General features: G+C 55.6%; 21 protein-coding genes. 9 read left to right on the top strand and 12 right to left on the bottom strand.

From position 1 onward, the window contains the following. Positions 1 to 8: 8 nt before the first annotated feature. Both GAH_RS06690 and GAH_RS06685 read right to left on the bottom strand, forming a co-directional pair. Positions 9 to 761, bottom strand: coding sequence for a HesA/MoeB/ThiF family protein (locus tag GAH_RS06690; protein ID WP_048095534.1), 753 nt, complete (start codon positions 759 to 761; stop codon positions 9 to 11). After that, a complete protein-coding gene (locus tag GAH_RS06685) occupies positions 739 to 1,830 on the bottom strand; it encodes a DUF362 domain-containing protein (RefSeq protein WP_048095533.1) in 1,092 nt (363 codons plus the stop codon). The genes GAH_RS06690 and GAH_RS06685 overlap by 23 nt, the downstream gene beginning before the upstream one ends. 50 nt (positions 1,831 to 1,880) lie before the next feature. Between GAH_RS06685 and GAH_RS06680 the strand changes: the two genes are divergently transcribed. Further along, positions 1,881 to 2,831 (top strand): hypothetical protein, encoded by a 951-nt coding sequence (locus GAH_RS06680; RefSeq protein ID WP_048095531.1) that lies wholly within the window; start codon positions 1,881 to 1,883, stop codon positions 2,829 to 2,831. On the opposite strand, the gene pyrH is transcribed toward GAH_RS06680, so the two are convergent. After that, on the bottom strand, positions 2,818 to 3,477 hold the full coding sequence (pyrH, locus tag GAH_RS06675; protein ID WP_048095529.1) for a UMP kinase: 660 nt from the start codon (positions 3,475 to 3,477) through the stop codon (positions 2,818 to 2,820). The two genes, GAH_RS06680 and pyrH, sit on opposite strands and share 14 nt — an antisense overlap. A gap of 122 nt (positions 3,478 to 3,599) precedes the next feature. On the opposite strand from pyrH, the gene GAH_RS06670 reads away from it, so the two are divergent. Together GAH_RS06670 and GAH_RS06665 are read left to right on the top strand one after the other, a co-directional pair. Next, complete coding sequence (locus GAH_RS06670) at positions 3,600 to 3,962, top strand: ArsR family transcriptional regulator (RefSeq protein ID WP_048095527.1); 363 nt, start codon at positions 3,600 to 3,602, stop codon at positions 3,960 to 3,962. Further along, entirely contained in the window at positions 3,959 to 4,666 is a 708-nt protein-coding gene (locus GAH_RS06665) for an alpha/beta hydrolase family protein (RefSeq protein ID WP_048095525.1), read from the top strand. Before GAH_RS06670 ends, GAH_RS06665 begins: the two co-directional genes overlap by 4 nt. Here the strand turns inward: GAH_RS06665 and GAH_RS06660 are convergent. Genes GAH_RS06660 through GAH_RS06645 form a run of 4 tightly spaced genes read right to left on the bottom strand, consistent with a single transcriptional unit; the run spans position 4,656 to position 7,225 of the window. Next, positions 4,656 to 5,309, bottom strand: coding sequence for an adenylate kinase (locus tag GAH_RS06660; RefSeq protein WP_048095523.1), 654 nt, complete (start codon positions 5,307 to 5,309; stop codon positions 4,656 to 4,658). The genes GAH_RS06665 and GAH_RS06660 overlap by 11 nt on opposite strands. Positions 5,310 to 5,343: 34 nt before the next feature. Then, complete coding sequence (locus GAH_RS06655) at positions 5,344 to 5,877, bottom strand: ASCH domain-containing protein (protein WP_048095521.1); 534 nt, start codon at positions 5,875 to 5,877, stop codon at positions 5,344 to 5,346. Further along, positions 5,874 to 7,019: a radical SAM protein gene (locus GAH_RS06650; RefSeq protein WP_048095520.1), complete on the bottom strand. Its 1,146-nt coding sequence runs from the start codon at positions 7,017 to 7,019 to the stop codon at positions 5,874 to 5,876. The genes GAH_RS06655 and GAH_RS06650 overlap by 4 nt, the downstream gene beginning before the upstream one ends. After that, positions 7,016 to 7,225 (bottom strand): hypothetical protein, encoded by a 210-nt coding sequence (locus GAH_RS06645; protein ID WP_048095518.1) that lies wholly within the window; start codon positions 7,223 to 7,225, stop codon positions 7,016 to 7,018. The genes GAH_RS06650 and GAH_RS06645 overlap by 4 nt, the downstream gene beginning before the upstream one ends. Positions 7,226 to 7,295: 70 nt before the next feature. Between GAH_RS06645 and cobS the strand changes: the two genes are divergently transcribed. The 3 genes from cobS to GAH_RS06630 are packed head-to-tail and all read left to right on the top strand — an operon-like array spanning position 7,296 to position 9,146. Beyond that, complete coding sequence (gene cobS, locus GAH_RS06640; protein WP_048095516.1) at positions 7,296 to 8,003, top strand: adenosylcobinamide-GDP ribazoletransferase; 708 nt, start codon at positions 7,296 to 7,298, stop codon at positions 8,001 to 8,003. Further along, complete coding sequence (locus tag GAH_RS10395) at positions 7,991 to 8,512, top strand: NTP transferase domain-containing protein (RefSeq protein WP_052747798.1); 522 nt, start codon at positions 7,991 to 7,993, stop codon at positions 8,510 to 8,512. Before cobS ends, GAH_RS10395 begins: the two co-directional genes overlap by 13 nt. Further along, the gene (locus GAH_RS06630) at positions 8,496 to 9,146 is read left to right on the top strand and encodes a protein-L-isoaspartate O-methyltransferase (RefSeq protein ID WP_048095513.1); all 651 of its coding nucleotides are present in this window, start codon (positions 8,496 to 8,498) and stop codon (positions 9,144 to 9,146) included. Before GAH_RS10395 ends, GAH_RS06630 begins: the two co-directional genes overlap by 17 nt. Here GAH_RS06630 and GAH_RS06625 read toward each other — a convergent pair whose 3' ends face one another. Genes GAH_RS06625 through GAH_RS06610 form a run of 4 tightly spaced genes read right to left on the bottom strand, consistent with a single transcriptional unit; the run spans position 9,147 to position 13,865 of the window. Then, complete coding sequence (locus tag GAH_RS06625) at positions 9,147 to 9,929, bottom strand: ABC transporter ATP-binding protein (protein WP_048095511.1); 783 nt, start codon at positions 9,927 to 9,929, stop codon at positions 9,147 to 9,149. Continuing rightward, positions 9,923 to 10,957: a FecCD family ABC transporter permease gene (locus GAH_RS06620; RefSeq protein WP_048096811.1), complete on the bottom strand. Its 1,035-nt coding sequence runs from the start codon at positions 10,955 to 10,957 to the stop codon at positions 9,923 to 9,925. The genes GAH_RS06625 and GAH_RS06620 overlap by 7 nt, the downstream gene beginning before the upstream one ends. Beyond that, positions 10,954 to 13,116, bottom strand: a complete 2,163-nt coding sequence (locus GAH_RS10390; protein WP_052747797.1) for an ABC transporter substrate-binding protein — start codon at positions 13,114 to 13,116, stop codon at positions 10,954 to 10,956. Before GAH_RS10390 ends, GAH_RS06620 begins: the two co-directional genes overlap by 4 nt. Continuing rightward, positions 13,116 to 13,865, bottom strand: a complete 750-nt coding sequence (locus tag GAH_RS06610) for a class I SAM-dependent methyltransferase (RefSeq protein WP_245603991.1) — start codon at positions 13,863 to 13,865, stop codon at positions 13,116 to 13,118. The genes GAH_RS10390 and GAH_RS06610 overlap by 1 nt, the downstream gene beginning before the upstream one ends. A gap of 125 nt (positions 13,866 to 13,990) precedes the next feature. On the opposite strand from GAH_RS06610, the gene GAH_RS06605 reads away from it, so the two are divergent. The 3 genes from GAH_RS06605 to GAH_RS06595 are packed head-to-tail and all read left to right on the top strand — an operon-like array spanning position 13,991 to position 17,640. Next, positions 13,991 to 14,881 carry a hypothetical protein gene (locus tag GAH_RS06605; protein ID WP_048095509.1) on the top strand — a complete coding sequence of 297 codons (891 nt, stop codon included), beginning with the start codon at positions 13,991 to 13,993 and terminating at the stop codon, positions 14,879 to 14,881. Between the two features lie 49 nt (positions 14,882 to 14,930). Beyond that, complete coding sequence (locus GAH_RS06600) at positions 14,931 to 16,280, top strand: CoA transferase (RefSeq protein WP_048095508.1); 1,350 nt, start codon at positions 14,931 to 14,933, stop codon at positions 16,278 to 16,280. A gap of 10 nt (positions 16,281 to 16,290) precedes the next feature. After that, complete coding sequence (locus tag GAH_RS06595; protein WP_048096808.1) at positions 16,291 to 17,640, top strand: CaiB/BaiF CoA transferase family protein; 1,350 nt, start codon at positions 16,291 to 16,293, stop codon at positions 17,638 to 17,640. Here the strand turns inward: GAH_RS06595 and GAH_RS06590 are convergent. Beyond that, the gene (locus GAH_RS06590) at positions 17,637 to 18,419 is read right to left on the bottom strand and encodes an enoyl-CoA hydratase/isomerase family protein (protein ID WP_048095506.1); all 783 of its coding nucleotides are present in this window, start codon (positions 18,417 to 18,419) and stop codon (positions 17,637 to 17,639) included. The two genes, GAH_RS06595 and GAH_RS06590, sit on opposite strands and share 4 nt — an antisense overlap. Between the last annotated feature and the right edge of the window lie 2 nt (positions 18,420 to 18,421).

The following is an 18,421-nucleotide window of genomic DNA, read 5'->3' as shown; positions in this document are numbered from 1 at the left end:
CCGCTCCCTCAAACATTGTAGTTTTCCGGCCTTATCTCCCTGATCTTCCCACTGCAGATGGGGCAGTCATTTCTCCTGCTGATGTCTATCTCGAACCACTCCATTGTCTGCAGATCTACCCTCAGGAGCTTTCCCTCGAGCAGCTCGCCAAAGCCGGCCAGAAGCTTAACAGTCTCAGCCGCCTGAATCGTTCCGAAAAAACCTGCGGTGAACCCAAATATTCCCGGGGTGGGCTGCTCAACCTCTTTTGGATATATGCACCTGTAGCACGGGGAATCGTCTTTGTAGGTGAACGTGGACGCCTCTCCTTCAGTCTCAAACACCGCTGCGTGAACCATGGGCTTACCGAGCAGATAGCATGCGTCGTTTATTAAAAACCTCAGAGCCATTGAGTCGACGCACGAGACCACGACATCCCAGGGCCTGAGGGTTTCCAGAACGTTGTCGGGATCGAGCTTGTATGGGTATGCGACGGCCTCAACCTCTGGGTTGAGCCTGTTTATGTACTTCACCGCCGAGATGGCCTTGTTCTCCCCAATGTTTCCGGCGTGGATTATCTGGCGGTTCAGGTTGGTTATCTCCACGGTATCGTGGTCAACAACCCCGATTCTGCCCACTCCGGCTGCAGCGAGGTAGCTTATCACGGGGCTTCCGAGCCCTCCGGCTCCCACAACCAGAACCTTCGCCCTCTCAAGCTTCCTCTGTCCATCCTCACCAAAATAGGGAATTATGATCTGCCTATGGTACCTGCTCGATGTCATACCTGCTCTCCCCAAGACCAAGTTCTTCTGCGTAGCTTATCTGCCTTTCGGGACTTGTCCACTCCCAGAACCTGAGGAGAGCCCTTGACGTCAGCTCCTCTTTTCTGTAAGCGTCGAGGCTTGCGGAGTCCACTGATACTATATCTCTCGACGCGAAGATCCCTATGTCGGGAACCTGAGGCACCCCGCTGTATGGGTGGCAGTCGCAGTGGGGCGTGATGTCTATGGCGAAGTTCAAGTAGGCAAACCTGTCCTTTCCGAGCAGATCCATTACGCCCTTGGCAGCCTCCACTATCCTCTCGGCTATGTCGTCACCATCGAGCCACGGGCCTATCACAACTGCTCCGGCCTCACACACCTCGTAGCACCCGAGACACTTCATGCACCTCGACGTGTCGATCACGAGGTCGTTTATCGCATCAAACGGGCACACCTCGACGCACTTCATGCACCTCGTGCACTTCTCGTGGTCAATCTCCGGTGGAGAGGGCAGGTGGATGTCGTACTTTGTGGTCTTGGTAACGCAGCCGACCCCGATGTTCTTCATGCTCCCTCCGATTCCCCCTCTCATGTGGAGCTTGAAGTGGGTCATGACGAGTACAAAGTCAGACTCCGCTATCGCCTTGGCGACGTAAACCTCCCTGAAGTGCTTTGCGTTCTGCTCTACCCTGACTCCATCGAAGCCCCTCAGTCCGTCTGCAACTATTATCGGTGCTCCGACCGTCTGAGATGTGTACCCGTTTTCCTCAGCTATCTCAATCCTGCCGATTGCTGTGTTTCTCTCCCTGAACATACCGAGCCCTGTTGTCTCAGTTACGAAGACTTTCGCTCCCCTCTCTTTCAGCATCTGGACGGCCTTTCTTATGAAGAGGGAGCGGATGGTCTTTGTTGTGCCCCTGTCACCGAAGTGAGTCTTCACCGCAACAACATCGCCTGCAGACACATCCTCTATTATTCCGCTCTCCTCGATCAGCCTCTCAAGCCTGAAAACCAGGCTCTTGTCGGGCTGGTACCACCTTGAGGGCTCAGCAACATCAACATCAGCGGGGGTGAAAAACACCTTGGCCATAACTCTCCCTTGCCAGCAAATGTTAAATATCTTTCGTAAAATTCTGATTTATGAGGAAATTTGCGCTGATACTTGGTTTAATGCTCATAATATCAGCAGCAAACGCTTTTGAGATTAGAATAGAGGGTTACGAAGGTGGAAACGTAACCGTCAGGCTCATACCGATCGGAAACGGAACTGCAGAGAACGTGACGGTTCAGGAGAACGTCATCACCTTCCAGAACATCACGAACGGGAGCTACCACGTGATCATCACGTACAGGGACATGCAGTACCTCGGAAGCGTGACGATCCCCGGAAACGACACCCTCGTCGTGAACTTCACCAAGACCTCGGACACATCTGTCCTCAAGATAGACAACATGCACTACATACTGAACTACCAGAACGGTGATCTGGTGGTGCTTGAGGTCGTGAACTTCGAGAACACGGCTGACATGTACTACGCAGGAGACATAGTGAAGGAAATCCCGAACGCCTCCCACCTCATGATCGACGACACGGGACTCGTTCAGGCGGGGGTGAGCTTCGAGAACGTGTCTCAGGACGGAAACAGCATAGTGATCAAGAACGCGACCGTGCCACCCCGCGGCATTTTCTCACTCGCCTACCTCTACTTCCCGCAGGGAGACCTTGAGATAATCGCGGACTACCCGACGGACATCATCAGGATAATCCACCCGACGGCGATCACAGTAAGCGCTCCAGACGTTTTCAAGCTCGAGACCCAGTTCGCAGACGCCAACGGGCAGGTCTTTGTTGTTCTGACGGCAACGAACGTGACCAAGGGACAGGTGTTCACTATAACCGCCGAGATGAGTCCACAGGGAGCAGACGTGCATGCTGGAGCGGACAGGGGCAAAAGTCCCCTCAACAACCCGGCAGTCATCGTAGGTGTGCTGCTCGTCGTCGCAGGGGTCGCGCTGTTCCTCTACTCCAACAGAAAGGGTGGGGGAAAGGAGGGCGAAGAAGACAGCGGGTGGGAGCTCATGGACGAATGATCGTCCCTATTTTTTCCCCTTTCAAAGCCCTCTCCACGTTTTCGGGTGTTCCTTCGAAAATCACCGTAGGAATTCTGCTCCTCTGAATGATCTTGCTTGCAAGCAGGTCCACAACGCTGCTGCTCCCTGCCCTTACATCGTTTCTCGCGACTATTTCCACAAGCTCCTCAGGTGTGAGCTCCTCGAACCTCGTGGCCTCGCTGTCTCTTCTCGGGTCTGAGGAGTAGACGCCATCAACGGACGTTGCGATGAGCAGCTGCTCCGCTTTCAGGGCCTCAGCGAGCAAGGCTGCAGTCGCGTCAGTGGTGTGCCCCGGGAACGTTCCGCCCATAACCACTTTGTCGTAGTCCGTGAGGAGGAGCTTCGCCGAGCTGAAGTCCTCAGGCACCACCGGTGCGCAGCCCTTCAGCCCTGACAATAGAACCATGGCGTTTATTCTCGTAACCACGATCCCTATCTCGTCGCACCAAACCTCATCCGCCCCGAGACCTCTCGCGATCCCTATGAAGTTCCTGGCTATCCTCCCCCCACCAATCACCACTGCAAGCTTTCCAGAGAACCTGTTAATCGCCTCAGCATACCTGCGAACCCTGTCGCCGTCAAAGTCCCCGAAAACCATCGAGCCACCAAGCGCGAGAACTTTCATCCCTTATCGCTATGCAGAGGGCATAAAAAGGGTTTCGGCCGTATATACTTCAGTGTTTTTGAATAAATCAATAAATAGTAAAATATTTATATCATCGAGCTAAATAATAATGTGGTGATATTATGGAACTTGACTCTAAGGATGAAAGGCTCGTGGACCTGCTTGCAGAGGCGGGACTCAACAGGAACATAGCAAGGGTCATCGTTTACCTCTCAAAGGCCGGAGAGGCCATATCAAGGGACATAGAACGGGAAGCGAACCTCAGGCAGCCTGAAGTTAGCCTCGCGATGAAGGACCTGAAGAGTCTGGGGTGGATAAAGGAGAAGGAGATCAAGAAGAAGGGCAAAGGGAGGCCGCTGAAGAGCTACAAGCTCAGCCTCGACATCAAGGACATCGTCAGAGAGCTGGTCGAGAAGAAGAGGGAGGAGCTGAAGAGGCTCGAGAAGGACCTTGAAGAGCTTGAGGAGCTCGTTGGTCTGAAATGAAGCTCGACATAAACTTGGGAAGGAACTACGTAAGAATTAACGTCGACAGGGCTGTCATAATCTGCCACGGACTGCCATACGAGCCGGGATCTGCAATAGACAAGAGCTACGACAGTCTGGCAGAGTTTTTTTCCAAGAGAGGTATTCCGGCAGTCGTGTTCGATTTTTCCGGTACGGGGAAGAGTCAGGGAAGCTTCAGCCTCATCTCCTGGCTTGAGGATCTTGAGAGCATCGCGGAGAACTTCGATGAGGTGCACGTGGTTGGCTTCAGCATGGGGGGCGCTGTAGCGTACGCTTTTGAAAATGCTGAGAGCTACAGCATAATCTCCTCCCCCTTCAGCCCTGACATGTTCAGCGAGGGGATGCTCAGGGAGATATACTCGAACGCCCTGCTCAAGGGGACGCTGAGGGGCATAAGGGACTACGAGACGTTTCGCAGGAGGTTCGTGGAGGAGTTCCAGAGCATAGCACCATCGAGCGTCAGGCCGAAGAAGGATGTGCTTGTCGTCCACGCAATTGACGACGAGGTGGTGCCGTTCGATCAGGGAGAGAGAATATTCAGGTACTCAAAGAGACCGAAGAAGTTCGTGAGAGTTGAGAACGGAGGTCACTTCCTGAGAAGGTCGGAGAAGGTGATAGAGCTCGCTTACAGGTGGGTCTCGGAAAAAAGGGAGGGCGAAGAGGTGGAGACGATCAGGATCTGATCTTCTCGAGCACGCTCTCTATCTGCTTCCAGACCTCCTCGATGTCCTTTGTGCCGTCTATGTTGTAGATTACCTCCTTCTGGCTGTAGTAGTTTATCAGCGGCTCGGTCTGCTCCTTGTAGACCCTCAGCCTCTCCTTAACAGTTTCCTCCTTATCGTCGTCCCTCTGGTACAGCTCGCCACCGCACTTGTCGCAGATGCCGTCCTGCTTTGGCGGGCTGTAGATCAGGTTGTACACAGCCCCGCACTCCTTGCAGACCCTCCTGTAGACGATCCTCTTCAGTATCTCCTCGTCAGGGACGACTATGTTAATGACAGCATCGATTTTCTTGCCCATGTCGTCGAGCATCTCGTCGAGGGCCTCAGCCTGCTTTATCGTCCTCGGGAATCCGTCCAGTATGAACCCCTTCTCGCAGTCTGGCTGTGAGAGCCTTTCCCTGACGATTCCGATAACAATCTCGTCGGGAACGAGCTCTCCCCTGTCCATGTACTCCTTTGCCTTCTTTCCGAGCTCTGTCCCCTTAGCAACCGCCTCTCTGAACATGTCCCCGGTGGAGATCTGGGGAATGCCGTACTTCTCCACAATTCTCTTTGCCTGCGTGCCCTTTCCAGCACCCGGAGGACCGAGAAGAATCAGGTTCATGGCCTGAGTTCCGGGAGAAATTATTAAAGTTTTTTCATTTTTGTTCGTTAACTATCTTTCTGGCCTTCCTCAGCGCTTCTCTAACTACACCCCTCCTGCTGAGCCCGCCGAGCCTGAAAGCCGTTTTCCTTATGCTTCCCGTCTTCAGGAACAGCCTGAGCACCTCCTTCTCCTCCTCGCTCAGAACATCGCTATCCACAGCCTTCCTCGCAATCTCGATAAGGTCGTCGTTCTCGTAGTACATCTCCGCCGGGTCAAGCGGCTTCTCGAACGGCTCAAAGTCGAACTCGATAAGGTACAGCCTGTCCCTGTCCGAGTAGTACCCCCTCAGCTCCGCCACGAGCTCCTCGACGGACTCAAATCCCTCCTTCCTCGCAACCTCTTCATCAATCTCGTCCAGCCCGATCTCCCTCACGTCCTTTATCCTCGCCCTGCCCACTATATTCCCACCGCAGTGAACGTAAACGAGCTCTCCGGGTTTGACATAGACTCTCTTTCTTATCGTCGCCCTCTTCTCACCGCTCAGGAGCTTCTGAAGGTACTTGCCCTTGAACTCGAGGTGCTTCATACCTCCTCCCCCAGATATATCCCGTCCTTCGCCCTGACTATCCTGAACCTCACGTGCTCTCCAACATCCCTGTCAGTCAGAACCGTTACAACCCTGTCTCCGACAACAGCGATCTTCTCGCCAAATCCCCTTCCATCCACCACTATTTTCGCCGAGTAAACCTCTCCCTTTCTGATTTTTGATGGATACCTTCTCCTCTTCTCAATTCCAAAGTCCTTCGGGCTCAGGACAAGCTTTACCCCATACTCTCTCTCAAGCTCCCTGAGCTTCTCGTAGAAGAATTTGAAGCTGATAACCCTCTTCACCTTCCTGCCGCCCTTGTAGGGTATGTACTTCTGGATTCCAAGGGGTGGCCACCTCTTGCCAGCTCCGATGTCGAGGGCGAACTCGATTATCTCCCGGATGTCCTCGTCGTTTATCCCCGGAAGCCACACAGGAGCGATCAGCAGGTCTATCCTGCTGTCAGCTATGTATTCTGCGATCCTCCTGACCTTCTCCACGGGGTACCTCACACCGTAGATCTTCTCAGCCCTCTCCGGGTTGAGGCTGCTGACGCTCAGGTTGATTCTGTCGAGACTTCCCTCAAGCTGATCGATCAGACTTTCGCTCAGCAGTGTTCCGTTGGTCTGTATGGAGACGACCTCCGTCTCCCTGACCTCCTTGAGCCCCCTCACAAGCTCGGGGAGGTAGGGGTAGAGGAACGGCTCGGCCTGCCCGTCTATGTGAGCCTCCACGCCCTTGCCCTTAAACTCCGCGACCTTACGGAACTGCTCAACCAAGTAGTCCGGATCGACTATGAAGTCGTTGGCCTTCGTCCTGCTCTTTCTGCCTTCATCAACGCTGCAGAATATGCAGTTCAGGTTGCAGCCGGTAATCGGCCTGACCTGAATGAGGTTTGTGCCCCTGTCAATGAGGCCGAAGGCCGCATGCCCCAGAAGCGGGATGCCCGACTCCCTCGTTATGTAGTAAAGATCCCTCTTCGTCGTGTGGTGCAGAACCCTCTTTTCCTCGGAGAACTGGATAATCTCCTCCTTGCTGAGCCTCCTCCTGAGCCTCTCGTAAACGTTCTTCTTTATCCTTACCTCGATTATCCTCCTGAGGAGGAAGACCTTCTCATCTCCAACCTCGTACTCGGTTATCATAGCTGGGTCTTCTTCAGCGCCTCCTTGCCCTTATCGGTTATGGAAACTCCACCCTCACCGCTCTCAACGTACCCCTTTTCGGAGAGAGCGTCGACGATTCCCTTCAGCATTCTCTCCGGCAGCCTCGTCGCCTTCCTGAGGTCGTTCAGGTTCATGGTCTTTTCCGAGACGAGCTGGAGCACCTTGAGCATGTTGCCTGAGAGCATGACAATAATTCTTCTCCGGGCTTATTAAACCGTTGCGTAAGGGTTTAATATTTCCCGCTCACCCCTCACTGTGAAATCGCTAAGAGCGGGCATCAGCTTCTTCTCAACGATACGGGCAGGAGGGGAGTTTGAGGACCTGACAAGGAACCTCTACATCATGCCCGCAATTGGCGCGATTCTGGGTGCGATTGTCGGGATGGCTGGCTACCCTCTCTCCCTTTACGGACTCGGGTTCCTCATCGTGGTTGTCTATCTGGGCGTTGAGGGGATCAACCACGTTGACGGGCTTTCGGACTTCTTCGACGCATACTTCGCCCCAGAGAGCAGGAAGCTCAAAGCCTTGAAAGACCTGAACACAGGAACCGGGGGGACTGTGGCTGTGGCGCTCTACATAATCCTGCTCACACTGTTTTTCACCCGAATTGACCCAGCCAGAGTCGTTCCCGCGCTTGTCCTCTCCCAGAGCCTTGCCAAGCAGGGCATGCTCCACCTGATGCTCTCCTCAAGGCCGCTCTGGGAGGGGATGGTCTCGGAGTTCGTGAGGCATGCGAGAAGGCGGGATTACGCGTCTTATGCAGTAACTCTAAGCATCGCCCTGCTCATAGGCATGGAGTTTCTCCAGCAAACCGCACTCTCGCTCGCAGCGTACCTGCTGACCCTTCTGGCGATGAAGGTCTATGCGGACAGGAGGTTTGGGGGGATAAACGGAGACGTGGTTGGTGCGACGAACTGCCTGATATTTCTGGCTGTAATCGGTGTGTGGGCATGCTCGCCATAGTGATGTGCGGCGGAAGGGGCAGCAGGCTGGGATTCGTGGAGAAGCCCATGATTTCCGTGGGCGGGAAAAGGCTTGTTGAGGGCGTAATGGAGGAGCTCGAGCTGGCCGGGCTCGAGACTGTGTTCGTCACCTCCCCATTCACACCAGAGACAGAGAGGTTTCTCAGGGAGATGGGGCTGGAGGTGTTCAGGGCCGATGGAGGAGGGTACATGCACGACCTCCGTCAGGCTGTTTTCGAGTACCGCATTCTCGAGCCGGTCCTGAACGTGAACTCCGACCTGTACTTCCGGGAAAGAGGGATCATCCTCAGGTTTCTGAGAGCTTACCTCACCTCATCCTCCCCGGCAATGTCTGCCGTGTTTCCGAGCGGCAGGAGGGTGGGCATAAACGCCTTCGACCCCGCGCTGGGGGAGCAGAGGGAGGAAAAGTTCATTATTGAGGAGAGCAGAGTTATCAACATAGACACGCCCGGCGATCTGGAGAGGCTGAGAGATGGACGAGTACTTTGAGAGAAGAAAGAGGATGGTGGAGAGGCTCAAGGACGAGCTGAAAATCTCGGAGAAGGTAGCGAAGGCCATGCTCGAGGTTCCGAGGCACCTGTTCGTCCCACCTCACATGAGAAGGGAGGCATACAACGACTACCCTCTGCCGATAGGCTACGGGCAAACGATAAGCGCCCCCCACATGGTCGCGATCATGTGCGATCTGCTCGACCTGAAGGAGGGGGAGAGGGTTCTTGAGGTCGGAACCGGGAGTGGCTATCACGCCGCGGTTGTGTCGAGGATTGTAGGCGAAGAGGGGCTGGTCGTGACGGTGGAGAGGATTCCGGAGCTTGCTGAGACGGCCAAGAAGATCTACGAGTCCCTCTGCTACGACAACATAAAGGTTGTTGTGGGAGATGGTAGTGTTGGCTACGAGGAGCTCGCTCCATACGACAAGATCTACGTCACCGCAAGCGCTCCGAAAATTCCGGTCAAGCTGCTCGCCCAGCTCAAAAACGGAGGGAGGATGGTTATCCCCGTGGGGGACTTCGTCCAGCACCTGTACGTGGTGGACAAGGACGAGTACGGGAGGGTGAAAAAGAGGAGCTGGGGGGCTGTCAGGTTCGTTCCGCTTATAGGTGAGGAGGGGTTTGAGGACTGACTACCTCGCCCCGTTCTTAATGGGCTTCACGGGGAGGACGTGTATGTGCTCTCCAACCTCAACCCTGCCCTCCACACCGTAAACCTCTGGCAGCAGGTCTGTCGTGAGCACCTCCCTCGGAGCTCCGCTCGCATACACTTTGCCGCGGTTGAGGACCACGAGCCTGTCCGCGTATCTTGCGGCCAGATTCAGGTCGTGGAGTATCACGATCGTCGTAACTCCGCGCTCTTCCGTCACCCTTCTGACGAGCTCCAGTATCTCGAGCTGGTTCCTTATGTCGAGGTTCGATACCGGCTCATCCAGCAGCAAAACCCTCGGCTCCCTCACGAGGGCCTGGGCGATCAGAACCATCTGCCTCTCCCCACCGCTGAGCTGGTTCGCGAGCCTCTCCGCGTAGCTCTCCATTCCCAGCTCAGCAAGAACCCTGTCCACCACCTGTAGGTCGCGATTCTTCACCCTCCACGTGAGGTACGGAATTCTCCCGAGCAGCACGACCTCGTAAACAGTCATTATCCCCGGTATCACGTTCTCCTGAGGCAGGTAGCTGACGATCCTCGTCACCTCCTCCCTGCCCATCTCCCTAACATCAGTGCCGTCCAGAAGAACACTACCGGACGTTGGCCTTTCAAGTCCGGCCACCATCTTGAGCAGAGTCGTCTTTCCGGCACCGTTCGGGCCTATGACTGCCGTGACCTCTCCCTCCTCTGCCGAAAAGCTTACGCCCTCGAGGACGCTCCTTGAGCCATACCTGAAGGAGACGTCCCTCACCTCTACAGCTACCATATCTGCCTCCTCCCCCTCATGACGAGGAACATGAAAAACGGCACCCCGAGCAGGGACGTGATTATCCCTATGGGGAATATCGCCCCCGGAACAACTGTTTTACTCACAAGCGCTCCCCCAAGAAGTACAACTCCACCACACAGTATCGAGCCAATTATCAGGAACCTCTGATCCTCCCCGATAAGCATTCTCGCGATGTGGGGAGCGACAAGGCCGACAAACCCAATTATCCCCACGAAGCAGATCGCTATGGATGTCAGGAGGGAAACATAAACAAGAACCTCCACCCTGATCGCCTCTGTGTTCACCCCGAGAGCCCTCGCCTTCTCCTCACCCAGCCTGAGGGCCGTGATCTTCCAAGACCTGAGCATGAGGGCCAGGGTGACGGGGACGAGGACTGCGAGGATCACCTGAGCCTTCAGCAGGCTCGCCTTGGTTAGACTTCCAAAGAGCCAGAAGACTATCGCCTGCAGCGTCTCCTCGCTCGCGTAGTACTGCAGCAGGGCGAGCAGGGACTGGAACATGAAGGATATCGCAATCCCCCCGAGGACGAGAGTCTCGCTCGTAAAGCCCCTGAGCTTCCCGATGAACATGATCAGCATGCAGGTCAGGAAGGAGAAGAAGAAGGCATTCACCGGCACCACAAACTCGGGCGGGACTGCGGGGATTACCTTCACCCCGAGAACGTAGGCGAGGGCTGCGCCAAATCCAGCTCCTGCGGAGACGCCGAGGGTGTACGGGCTGGCGAGCGGGTTGTTCAGTATCGTCTGCATCTGCAGGCCGGCAAGTCCAAGAGCCCCACCGACGAGCAGTGCTGTCAGCGTCCACGGCAGCCTGTACTCCCAGACGACCACGTCTTTTGGCGCAGTTCCCGGGTTCAGCAGGCTGCTCAAAACATCCCCAACACCGAGGTTCATTGGGCCGGTTGTGAGGTTGAGAACCGCAAGGATCACGCTCAGAACAAAAAATGTGAGGAGGAACTGAACCCTCCTGTAGATCAGAGACCTGTACATTCCCTCCATGCTCATCCTCCGATGCTCGTGGCCCAAACTCCCCTGTACGGCAAGGGCATGAACCTCTCGTAAAACTCCTTCAGACTTCCCTCCGGGTTCAGATTGCCGAACAGCTCGGGATGCAGCCACTTGGCAATGTACTGCAGGCATGCGAACTCGAATATGTGCCCGTGAGAGAGTCCGTGGTGAACTATGTACACCCTGCCGTTCTTCACCGCGTTCAGGTTCTCCCAGCCCGGTCTGTTTATCAGCTCCCTGAGAGCCGCCTTTGCCTCCGCATCGCTGTCAACCGTGTATCCTATCGCCACCCTCTGCCCGCTTGGGAAGTTGTTGTTGCACGTGAACACTATCACGTCCGGATTCTGCTCGAGGACGAACTCGGGGTTCACGTCTCCGCTCGCCCCGCTCACAACCTCGGCGGCTATGTTCCTTCCACCCGCCATGTCTATCCAGTGGTTGTACATCCCCTCCTTACCGTAGGCTCTCCACTCCGACCACGTGGCAAACACGATCGCCTTGGGCCTGTTCTCGGCATCCTGAGCTTTTTCAACGACGGAGCTCACCTGCTCTCTGAAGAACTGAACGAGCTCCCTCGCCCTCTCCTCCTTTCCGAGCAATGTGCCGAGAAGCATCGTGCTCCTGTTGACCTCATCAAAGAGCTCGGTGACGTTGCTGCTGTGCGGGAAGTAGTCCGTGAATACCACGGGGATTCCCGCCTTCTCGAGCCTCTTAAGATCCTCGTCCATGTACTTGAGCATGGACCTGTCGGCTATGACCACATCGGGATTGAGCTTCAGAACCTGCTCAACCTCGAACGTCTTGCCCGGCTGCCCTACATCGGGTAACTCGGCAAGCCACGGGTAGTTCTCGATCCATCCCTGCCACCAGTCCGGCCTGTACTTCTTGTACCTCCATGAATTCAGCCCTACGAGCTTGTTGAGAGCCTCTTCGCCCCCAACTGCAGCGTAGTCCTCAAGGCCGTATAGAAGGACGACCCTGCTCACCGGAACCTTCACCTCAACCGTCCTCCCAGCGAGATCCGTGACCTTTATCACCCTCTCGGCTTTCGGGCTCTCGAGGCTCACAGCCCAAGTTCCGCTGTACTTCACCGGCAGGAACTTCTCGTGGAACTCCTCCCACGACTTTTCGGGGTCGAGATCGCTGAATAGCTCAGGGTGGAGCCACTTTGCGAAGTACTGCAGCGCCACGAAGTCGTAGATGTGGCCGTGGACAAAGTAGATGTGTATCGCATAAACCCTGCCGTTCTTCACCGCGTTCAGGTTCTCCCAGCCCGGTCTGTTTATCAGCTCCCTGAGCATCTCCTCCGCCTTTTCTCTCTCGATCCCGTACCCGAGATCGACGTTCCACCCCTTCTTCCCTATGAATATCACCACGTCGGGGTTCTCCTCGAGCACGTACTCGGGGCTGATCTCCCCAGACTTCTCCACGACCTTCGCCGCTATGTTCTCTCCTCCGGCAAACTCGATCATCTTACCCCTGTAGTGATCCCTACCGTAGGTCGTCCACCCCTTCCCGAGGAGGAGAACCTTGGGCCTGTCCTCAACCTTCTTGAGCCTTTTCAGCACCTCGTCCACCTGAGACTTGTAGTACTCGACAAGTTCCTTCGCCCTCTTCTCCTTGCCCAGAAGGATGCCGAGAAGCATCGTGCTCTTGGAGTGAGTCGTAACGTTAAACGGCTCGTAGTAGTCTATGAAAACAACCGGAATCCCGGCCTTCTCGAGCTTTTCCAAATCCTCCTTCACGTACTTGTACTGATCCTTCGACATTATCACAACGTCCGGCTTCAGCTCGATTACCTTCTCAGCGCTGAACGTGCCCTTCCACGGATAGCCAACGTCCGGAATCTCGTCTATCCACGGGTACTTCTGGAGGTACGCGTTCCACACGGTCGGCCTTCTGCCCTCCCAGTAGTACTTGCTCCATCCAACGACCTTCTTCAACGCATCTTCCCCACCAACAGCAACGTACTCCTCCACGTTGAACGTTATGACCACCCTCTCCACCGGAACCTTCACGTGCACCTCCCTGCCCATGAGGTCGGTGATCGTCGCCATCCCGGCATTCTCAGCACTCGAAGCCTCCTTCTGAGCGCAGCCAGCCAGAGCAATCGCCAAAACGAGAACAATCAGGGCAAAATACCTCTGCCTCACCATCACACCCCCTTGACTCCTTCAACAAGGAAGTAGGACCTTCCACTCCACGCGAGCCTATAGAAGAACGGCCTGTCGGCCATCAGCCTCTCCCTGATCCAGCCGAGATCCGTTACGGAGACCTTCCCGAGACCTGCGCTCTCCATCAGCCCGGCAACTTTCTCTGGAGTGACCCGCTTGTGGAGAGGCAGGTGTCTGCTGAGATCTCCATCATAACCCACAGGCCTAAACGGGTTCCTTCTCTCGTAGATTGAGACGAGGAACCGGCCAAAAGCCCTCTTCAGCCCGCTGCCATACCACGATCCGTCAATCACAACAACCTTGCCGCCGCTCCGAACGACCCTGCTCCACTCCCCCACAGCCTTCTCCGGATTGGGGAGAGTCCAGAGGACGTGCCTGCATATGGTGGCGTCAAAGCTCTCATCGTCGAATGGCAGGTTCTCAGCATCAGCAATCCTGAAGTCAACGCTGACCCCAGCTCTCCTAGCTTTCTCCCTCGCAACGCTTAACATACCCTCCGACAGGTCGATCCCGACAACCTCGTGCCCGAGCTCGGCGAGCAGTATCGCGAGGAATCCTGTACCGGTTCCAATGTCAAGTATCCTCATTTTTCCGTGGAAGACAGCAGACAGAACCTCCTTCCAGGCATTCTCCAAGCCACTGTGTCCCGGAGAGCTGTCATAGGTCGCGCTCCTATCGTCCCAGTACCTCCTGATCCTGTCCTTGACCTCCATCCTGCCACCCCTCATCATTTGGTATTAAAAATCTTTCGAATTTTAACACTTATTAAGAAATTCTTTTAATAAAATAACAAAAAATAATATTTTAATGAAAGAAATTAGAAATTTTTATTAACAAAACTCGTAAGCTGATACAGATGATTCAGGCGACCCTCGAGGAAGGTGCGGCGATCCTCCAGACAATTCTGCCGAGGATGTTCATCGGAATGGTTCTGGCCGGAGCGCTGTTCTCCATGCCGGAGTTCAGGAAAGTCACCGCGCTCTTCGAGCGGCTTGCGAGGGTTGCCAACCTGAAAAGCGGAGTGCCGGTTGCGGCGTTCTTCGCAGACAGGTATGCTGCTCTGTCAATCCTCGCGGAGATGAGGAGGAGGGGGGCTGTGAGCGACAGGGAGGTGATGGTGTGCGCGGTCATGGGGATGTTTCCGATGGGAATCAGGTCTACCCTCCTCGTCATGGGGCCGCTGGCGCTCTCGTCCCTCGGAGCCAAGTACGGACTCGCGTACATCCTCCTTGACCTGACGTCGAAGCTCCTCGTCTCCCTCACCGGAGCACTCGCCGGAAGGATGTACCTCGAGGGCGGGCAGGTGGAGGTGGAGTTCAGGATGCCCGTCAGGGAGAGCGTGGTCCAGTCTGTCAGGCAGTTCCTGAGGGTTGCGGCAGTTCTCATCCCCTCTGTCTTCGCGGTTCTGCTGGTTGTGGATGCCGGGATGAACAGGCTGCCCCTGAACACTGCCCAGCTCGCCATCCTGTCTGCCGGCGCGGGCAGCACCATAGCAGGAATAGGTGTTGCGGGATCGCTTGTTGCCAAGGGGGTTGTGAGCGGCGAGACCGCGCTTCTGCACCTCATAGTGGCCCAGATGCTGCACAGGGTTGTCGAGGGGCTGAGAAGCTCGATGCCCGTGAACGTCTCCATGTTCGGAGCCTCACTCGGATCAAGGCTAACCGCTGTGACATTCATCGCGGGAGAGGTGGCCTGCCTGATCTCCCTCGGAATTCTGCTCATCTCCACTTCGCTCTCAGTACTCTGACCTTCTGTTGCCAAACCTCACGCCTGAGTAAAATATATAAGGTTTAATAATGACAATAAGTGGAACAGGAGGTGATATTCTGCAGGAGTTCAGGGAGTTTGTAAGAGGGATTTTAGGTGGCGACTTTTTTGAAAAGGACGAGTCCCTCAAGGGTGTGAGGGTGCTCGAGGTTTGCTCGGTTGTTCTCGGACCCGCCGCGACTGACATTCTCGCCGAATTCGGAGCAGAGGTGATCAAGTTCGAGCCGAAGAGAGGAGACCAGATGAGGTACGTCTCCCCCTTCGCGTACTACTGGAAGAACCTCTCCCCCGGCCTTCTCGAGCAGAACCACAACAAGTACTGGGTCGGCATGCACTTCGGACATCCGAAGGCGAGAAAGCTATTCTACGATTTCGTGAAGAAGAGCGATGTCGTCGTGGACAACCTCACACCTGGAAGGCTTGCGAAGTGGGGACTGAGCTACGACAGGCTCAGGGAGATAAACCCGAAAATCATCCAGCTACACGTATCCGGGTTCGGCAGCTGGGGCCCTTTCACCGGAAGGACGAGCTACGACGCAATAGCCCAGAGCGAGGGCGGGCTGTCGTACATAACCGGCCACGAGGGCAGGGGGCCGATAAAGTCGGGGGTTTGGATAGCCGACTGGATAACCGCGCTCATGAGCGCTCTCGCGATAGTGACGGCCCTGAACTACAGGGAGGTGAGCGGAGAGGGCCAGTTCATAGACTACTCGCAGGTGGAGAACGTCATCAGGTTCATGGACTGGACGTGGCTGTACGTCTTCAAGACGGGAGAGAACAGGGAGAGGTACGGGAACAGGGACGTTGCGATCTGCCCATCAGACCTGTTCAAGTGCAGGGACGGATGGGTGGCGATAGCTGCCTTCACCGAGAGGGAGTTTGAGGGACTGTGCAGGGCCATGGACAGGATGGACCTCTACGAGAGGTTCAGAGACCCGGTGGAGAGGTTGAAGGATGAGAACGCGAGAGCTATTCTCGCAGAAATTGCGAAGTGGGCCGAGAGCAAGACTGTGGAGGAGGTCGAGGAGCTGGCAGACACCCTCGGCTTTTCAGCGAGCAGGGTGATAGATGTTGAAGAGGCCTACAACAGCGAGCACTTCAGGGAGAGAGGAGCGGTGCAGGAGTACTACGACCCGCTCTACGGCAGGCTCGTCGAGCCAGCCTACCCACCGAGGATGGAAACTCCTGCGAGACTCAAGTGGGGTGCGAGGCCGCTGGGCTTCGACAACGAGTACGTGCTGACGAGGGTTCTTGGGCTGAGCATGGATGAGATCAAAAGGCTTGAGGAGGAGGGCGTCATCTACAAGTGGGATCCGAACATCGCCCCGCAGACTCCTCCCCCGGACTGGGATGGAAAGAGGGGGTTGAAGTTCCCGTGAGGTGGTCGTGATGGAGGAGAAGATTGTCGGAATGGCGATTGATCCCGAGTACGCGAAGTTTGTGTACTCGCTCACAAGCCCTGATGAGGTTTACGGAAAGCCTGAAGCTCTTGAGGGCGTGGTTGTGCTTGATCTGAGCTACGGGAACTACGCTGGACTCTTCGCATCATCACTGCTTGCGGAGCTTGGGGCTGAGGTGATAAGGATCGAGCCTCCCGAAGGAGATGTGGCAAGGAAGATGACTCCCTTCGGCATAATGGTCGGAGACGCGGGACTTGCATACCTCACAGAGGGAAGGAACAAGTTCCACGTCACGCTGAACCTCGAGAGCGAGGAAGGGCGAGAGATGTTCAGAAAGCTCGTTAAGAAGGCTGACGTTGTGATCGAGACGTTCAAGCCCGGGTACATGGACTCTCTCGGCATAGGTTACAGGCAGCTGAAGGAGATCAACCCGAGGCTGATCTACTGCGCAATACACAGCTTCGGCCAGTTTGGGAAGGACAGTGAGAAGCACGGTAACCAGCCGAGCTACGATCTGGTGGATCAGGCGAGGGGCGTGGTGATGTCCGTCACCGGAGAGCCCGACCTCGATCCCGAGGTTCCGGAGGAGTACAAGAAGCCCCTCAAGCACGGAAACTGGATGGGGTGGTATGTAGGAGGTGCGTGGGCGGCACTCGGAATTCAGCTCGCCCTGTTCCACAGGCACAGGACTGGAAAGGGACAGTTCATAGACGTGGCTCCTTCAGAGGGTCTGATGGCCATCGCAAACTACCTGATGCAGTACTTCCACATGTCCGGCAGGAAGATGGTGAGAGCTGGAAACTTCGACTATGCCGTTTTCCCCTACACTTACGTGAAGTCCAAAGACGGGTATGTGTTCATGTCCGGGTTCACAGATCCGAACTGGGCTGCGCTGTGTGAGATAATGAACCGCCCCGACCTGCAGGAGAGGTTCCCGACCACCAAGGAGAGGCTCACTCCAGAGAACCAGCCCATCATACAGCACGAGATAGAGAAGTTCACGTCCCAGCACACCTCGGAGGAGCTGCTGAACATGATACTCGAGTACTCGAGAAGGCCGGACAAGAAAGGAACGGTTGTCACGGGAAGACTGAACTCACCCAAGGAGGTGCTGGAGGTGGAGCACCACCAGATAAGGAAGACGTTCGTGAAGCTGACCGACCCCCACTACGGAGAGCTGCTGATCCCCAACTCGACCTTCAGGTTCATGTCGAGAACTCCCGGAAGGGTGAAGTGGGCCTGCAGGCCAATCGGAGCGGACAACGAGTTCATATACGGAAAGTACCTCGGAATCTCCGGAGAGAAGCTGGAAAAATTGAGGGAAAAGGGAGTTGTTTAAACCCACTTTCTTTCTTTTTCGAAGTTCGGCTGCCTCTTCTCCACGAAAGCCGAGAACCCCTCCTTTGAGTCCGGACTCGCGAACGCTATGGTGAAGAGATCCCTCTCGTACATTATCCCATCCCTCAGGCTCATCTTGAAGCCCCTGTTCACAGCATGTTTCACGAGCATCACTGCATAGGGGGACTTCGACTTTATCTTCTCCACCAGCTCGTTCACAGCATCCATCAGTTTTTCATGAGGCACGACCCTGTTCACAAGGCCGAGCCTGTAGGCCTCGTCCGCAGATATGTGGTCTCCTGTCAGGCTGAGCTCCATGGCCCTCTTCCACCCGATGAGCCTCGCGAATCTCTGAGTGCCACCTGCCCCTGGGATTATGCCAATGTTTATCTCCGGCTGGCCGAACCTGGCCTTCTCGCTGGCTATGATTATGTCGCATGCCATGGCTACCTCACACCCACCTCCGAGAGCGTAGCCGTTGATTGCAGCTATGACGGGAATGTCGAGCTCCTCGAGGTCTTCGAGCAGCGCTCCGAGGTCCTCTATTATCCTTCTCGCCTTGAAAACGTCTGTCTCCGAGAACATCTTGATGTCGGCGCCTGCACAAAACGCCTTGCCCTCTCCCGTTACGACCATCACCCTCGCAGTTCTGCTGCTCCTCGCATGCTCCACAGCCTTCCTGAACTCCTGAACGAACTGCTCGTTTATTGCGTTGAGCGCTTCGGGCCTGTTGAACCTCACCCAGACTACTCCGTCCCTCTCCTCGAACTCAACTGCCATGC

The sequence above is a fragment of the Geoglobus ahangari genome (genome assembly GCF_001006045.1).
In the GTDB taxonomy this organism is placed as follows: Archaea; Halobacteriota; Archaeoglobi; order Archaeoglobales; family Archaeoglobaceae; genus Geoglobus; species Geoglobus ahangari.
The sequence above is the reverse complement of the archived record's forward strand: the minus strand, read 5'-3'. Positions and strand labels throughout refer to the sequence as shown.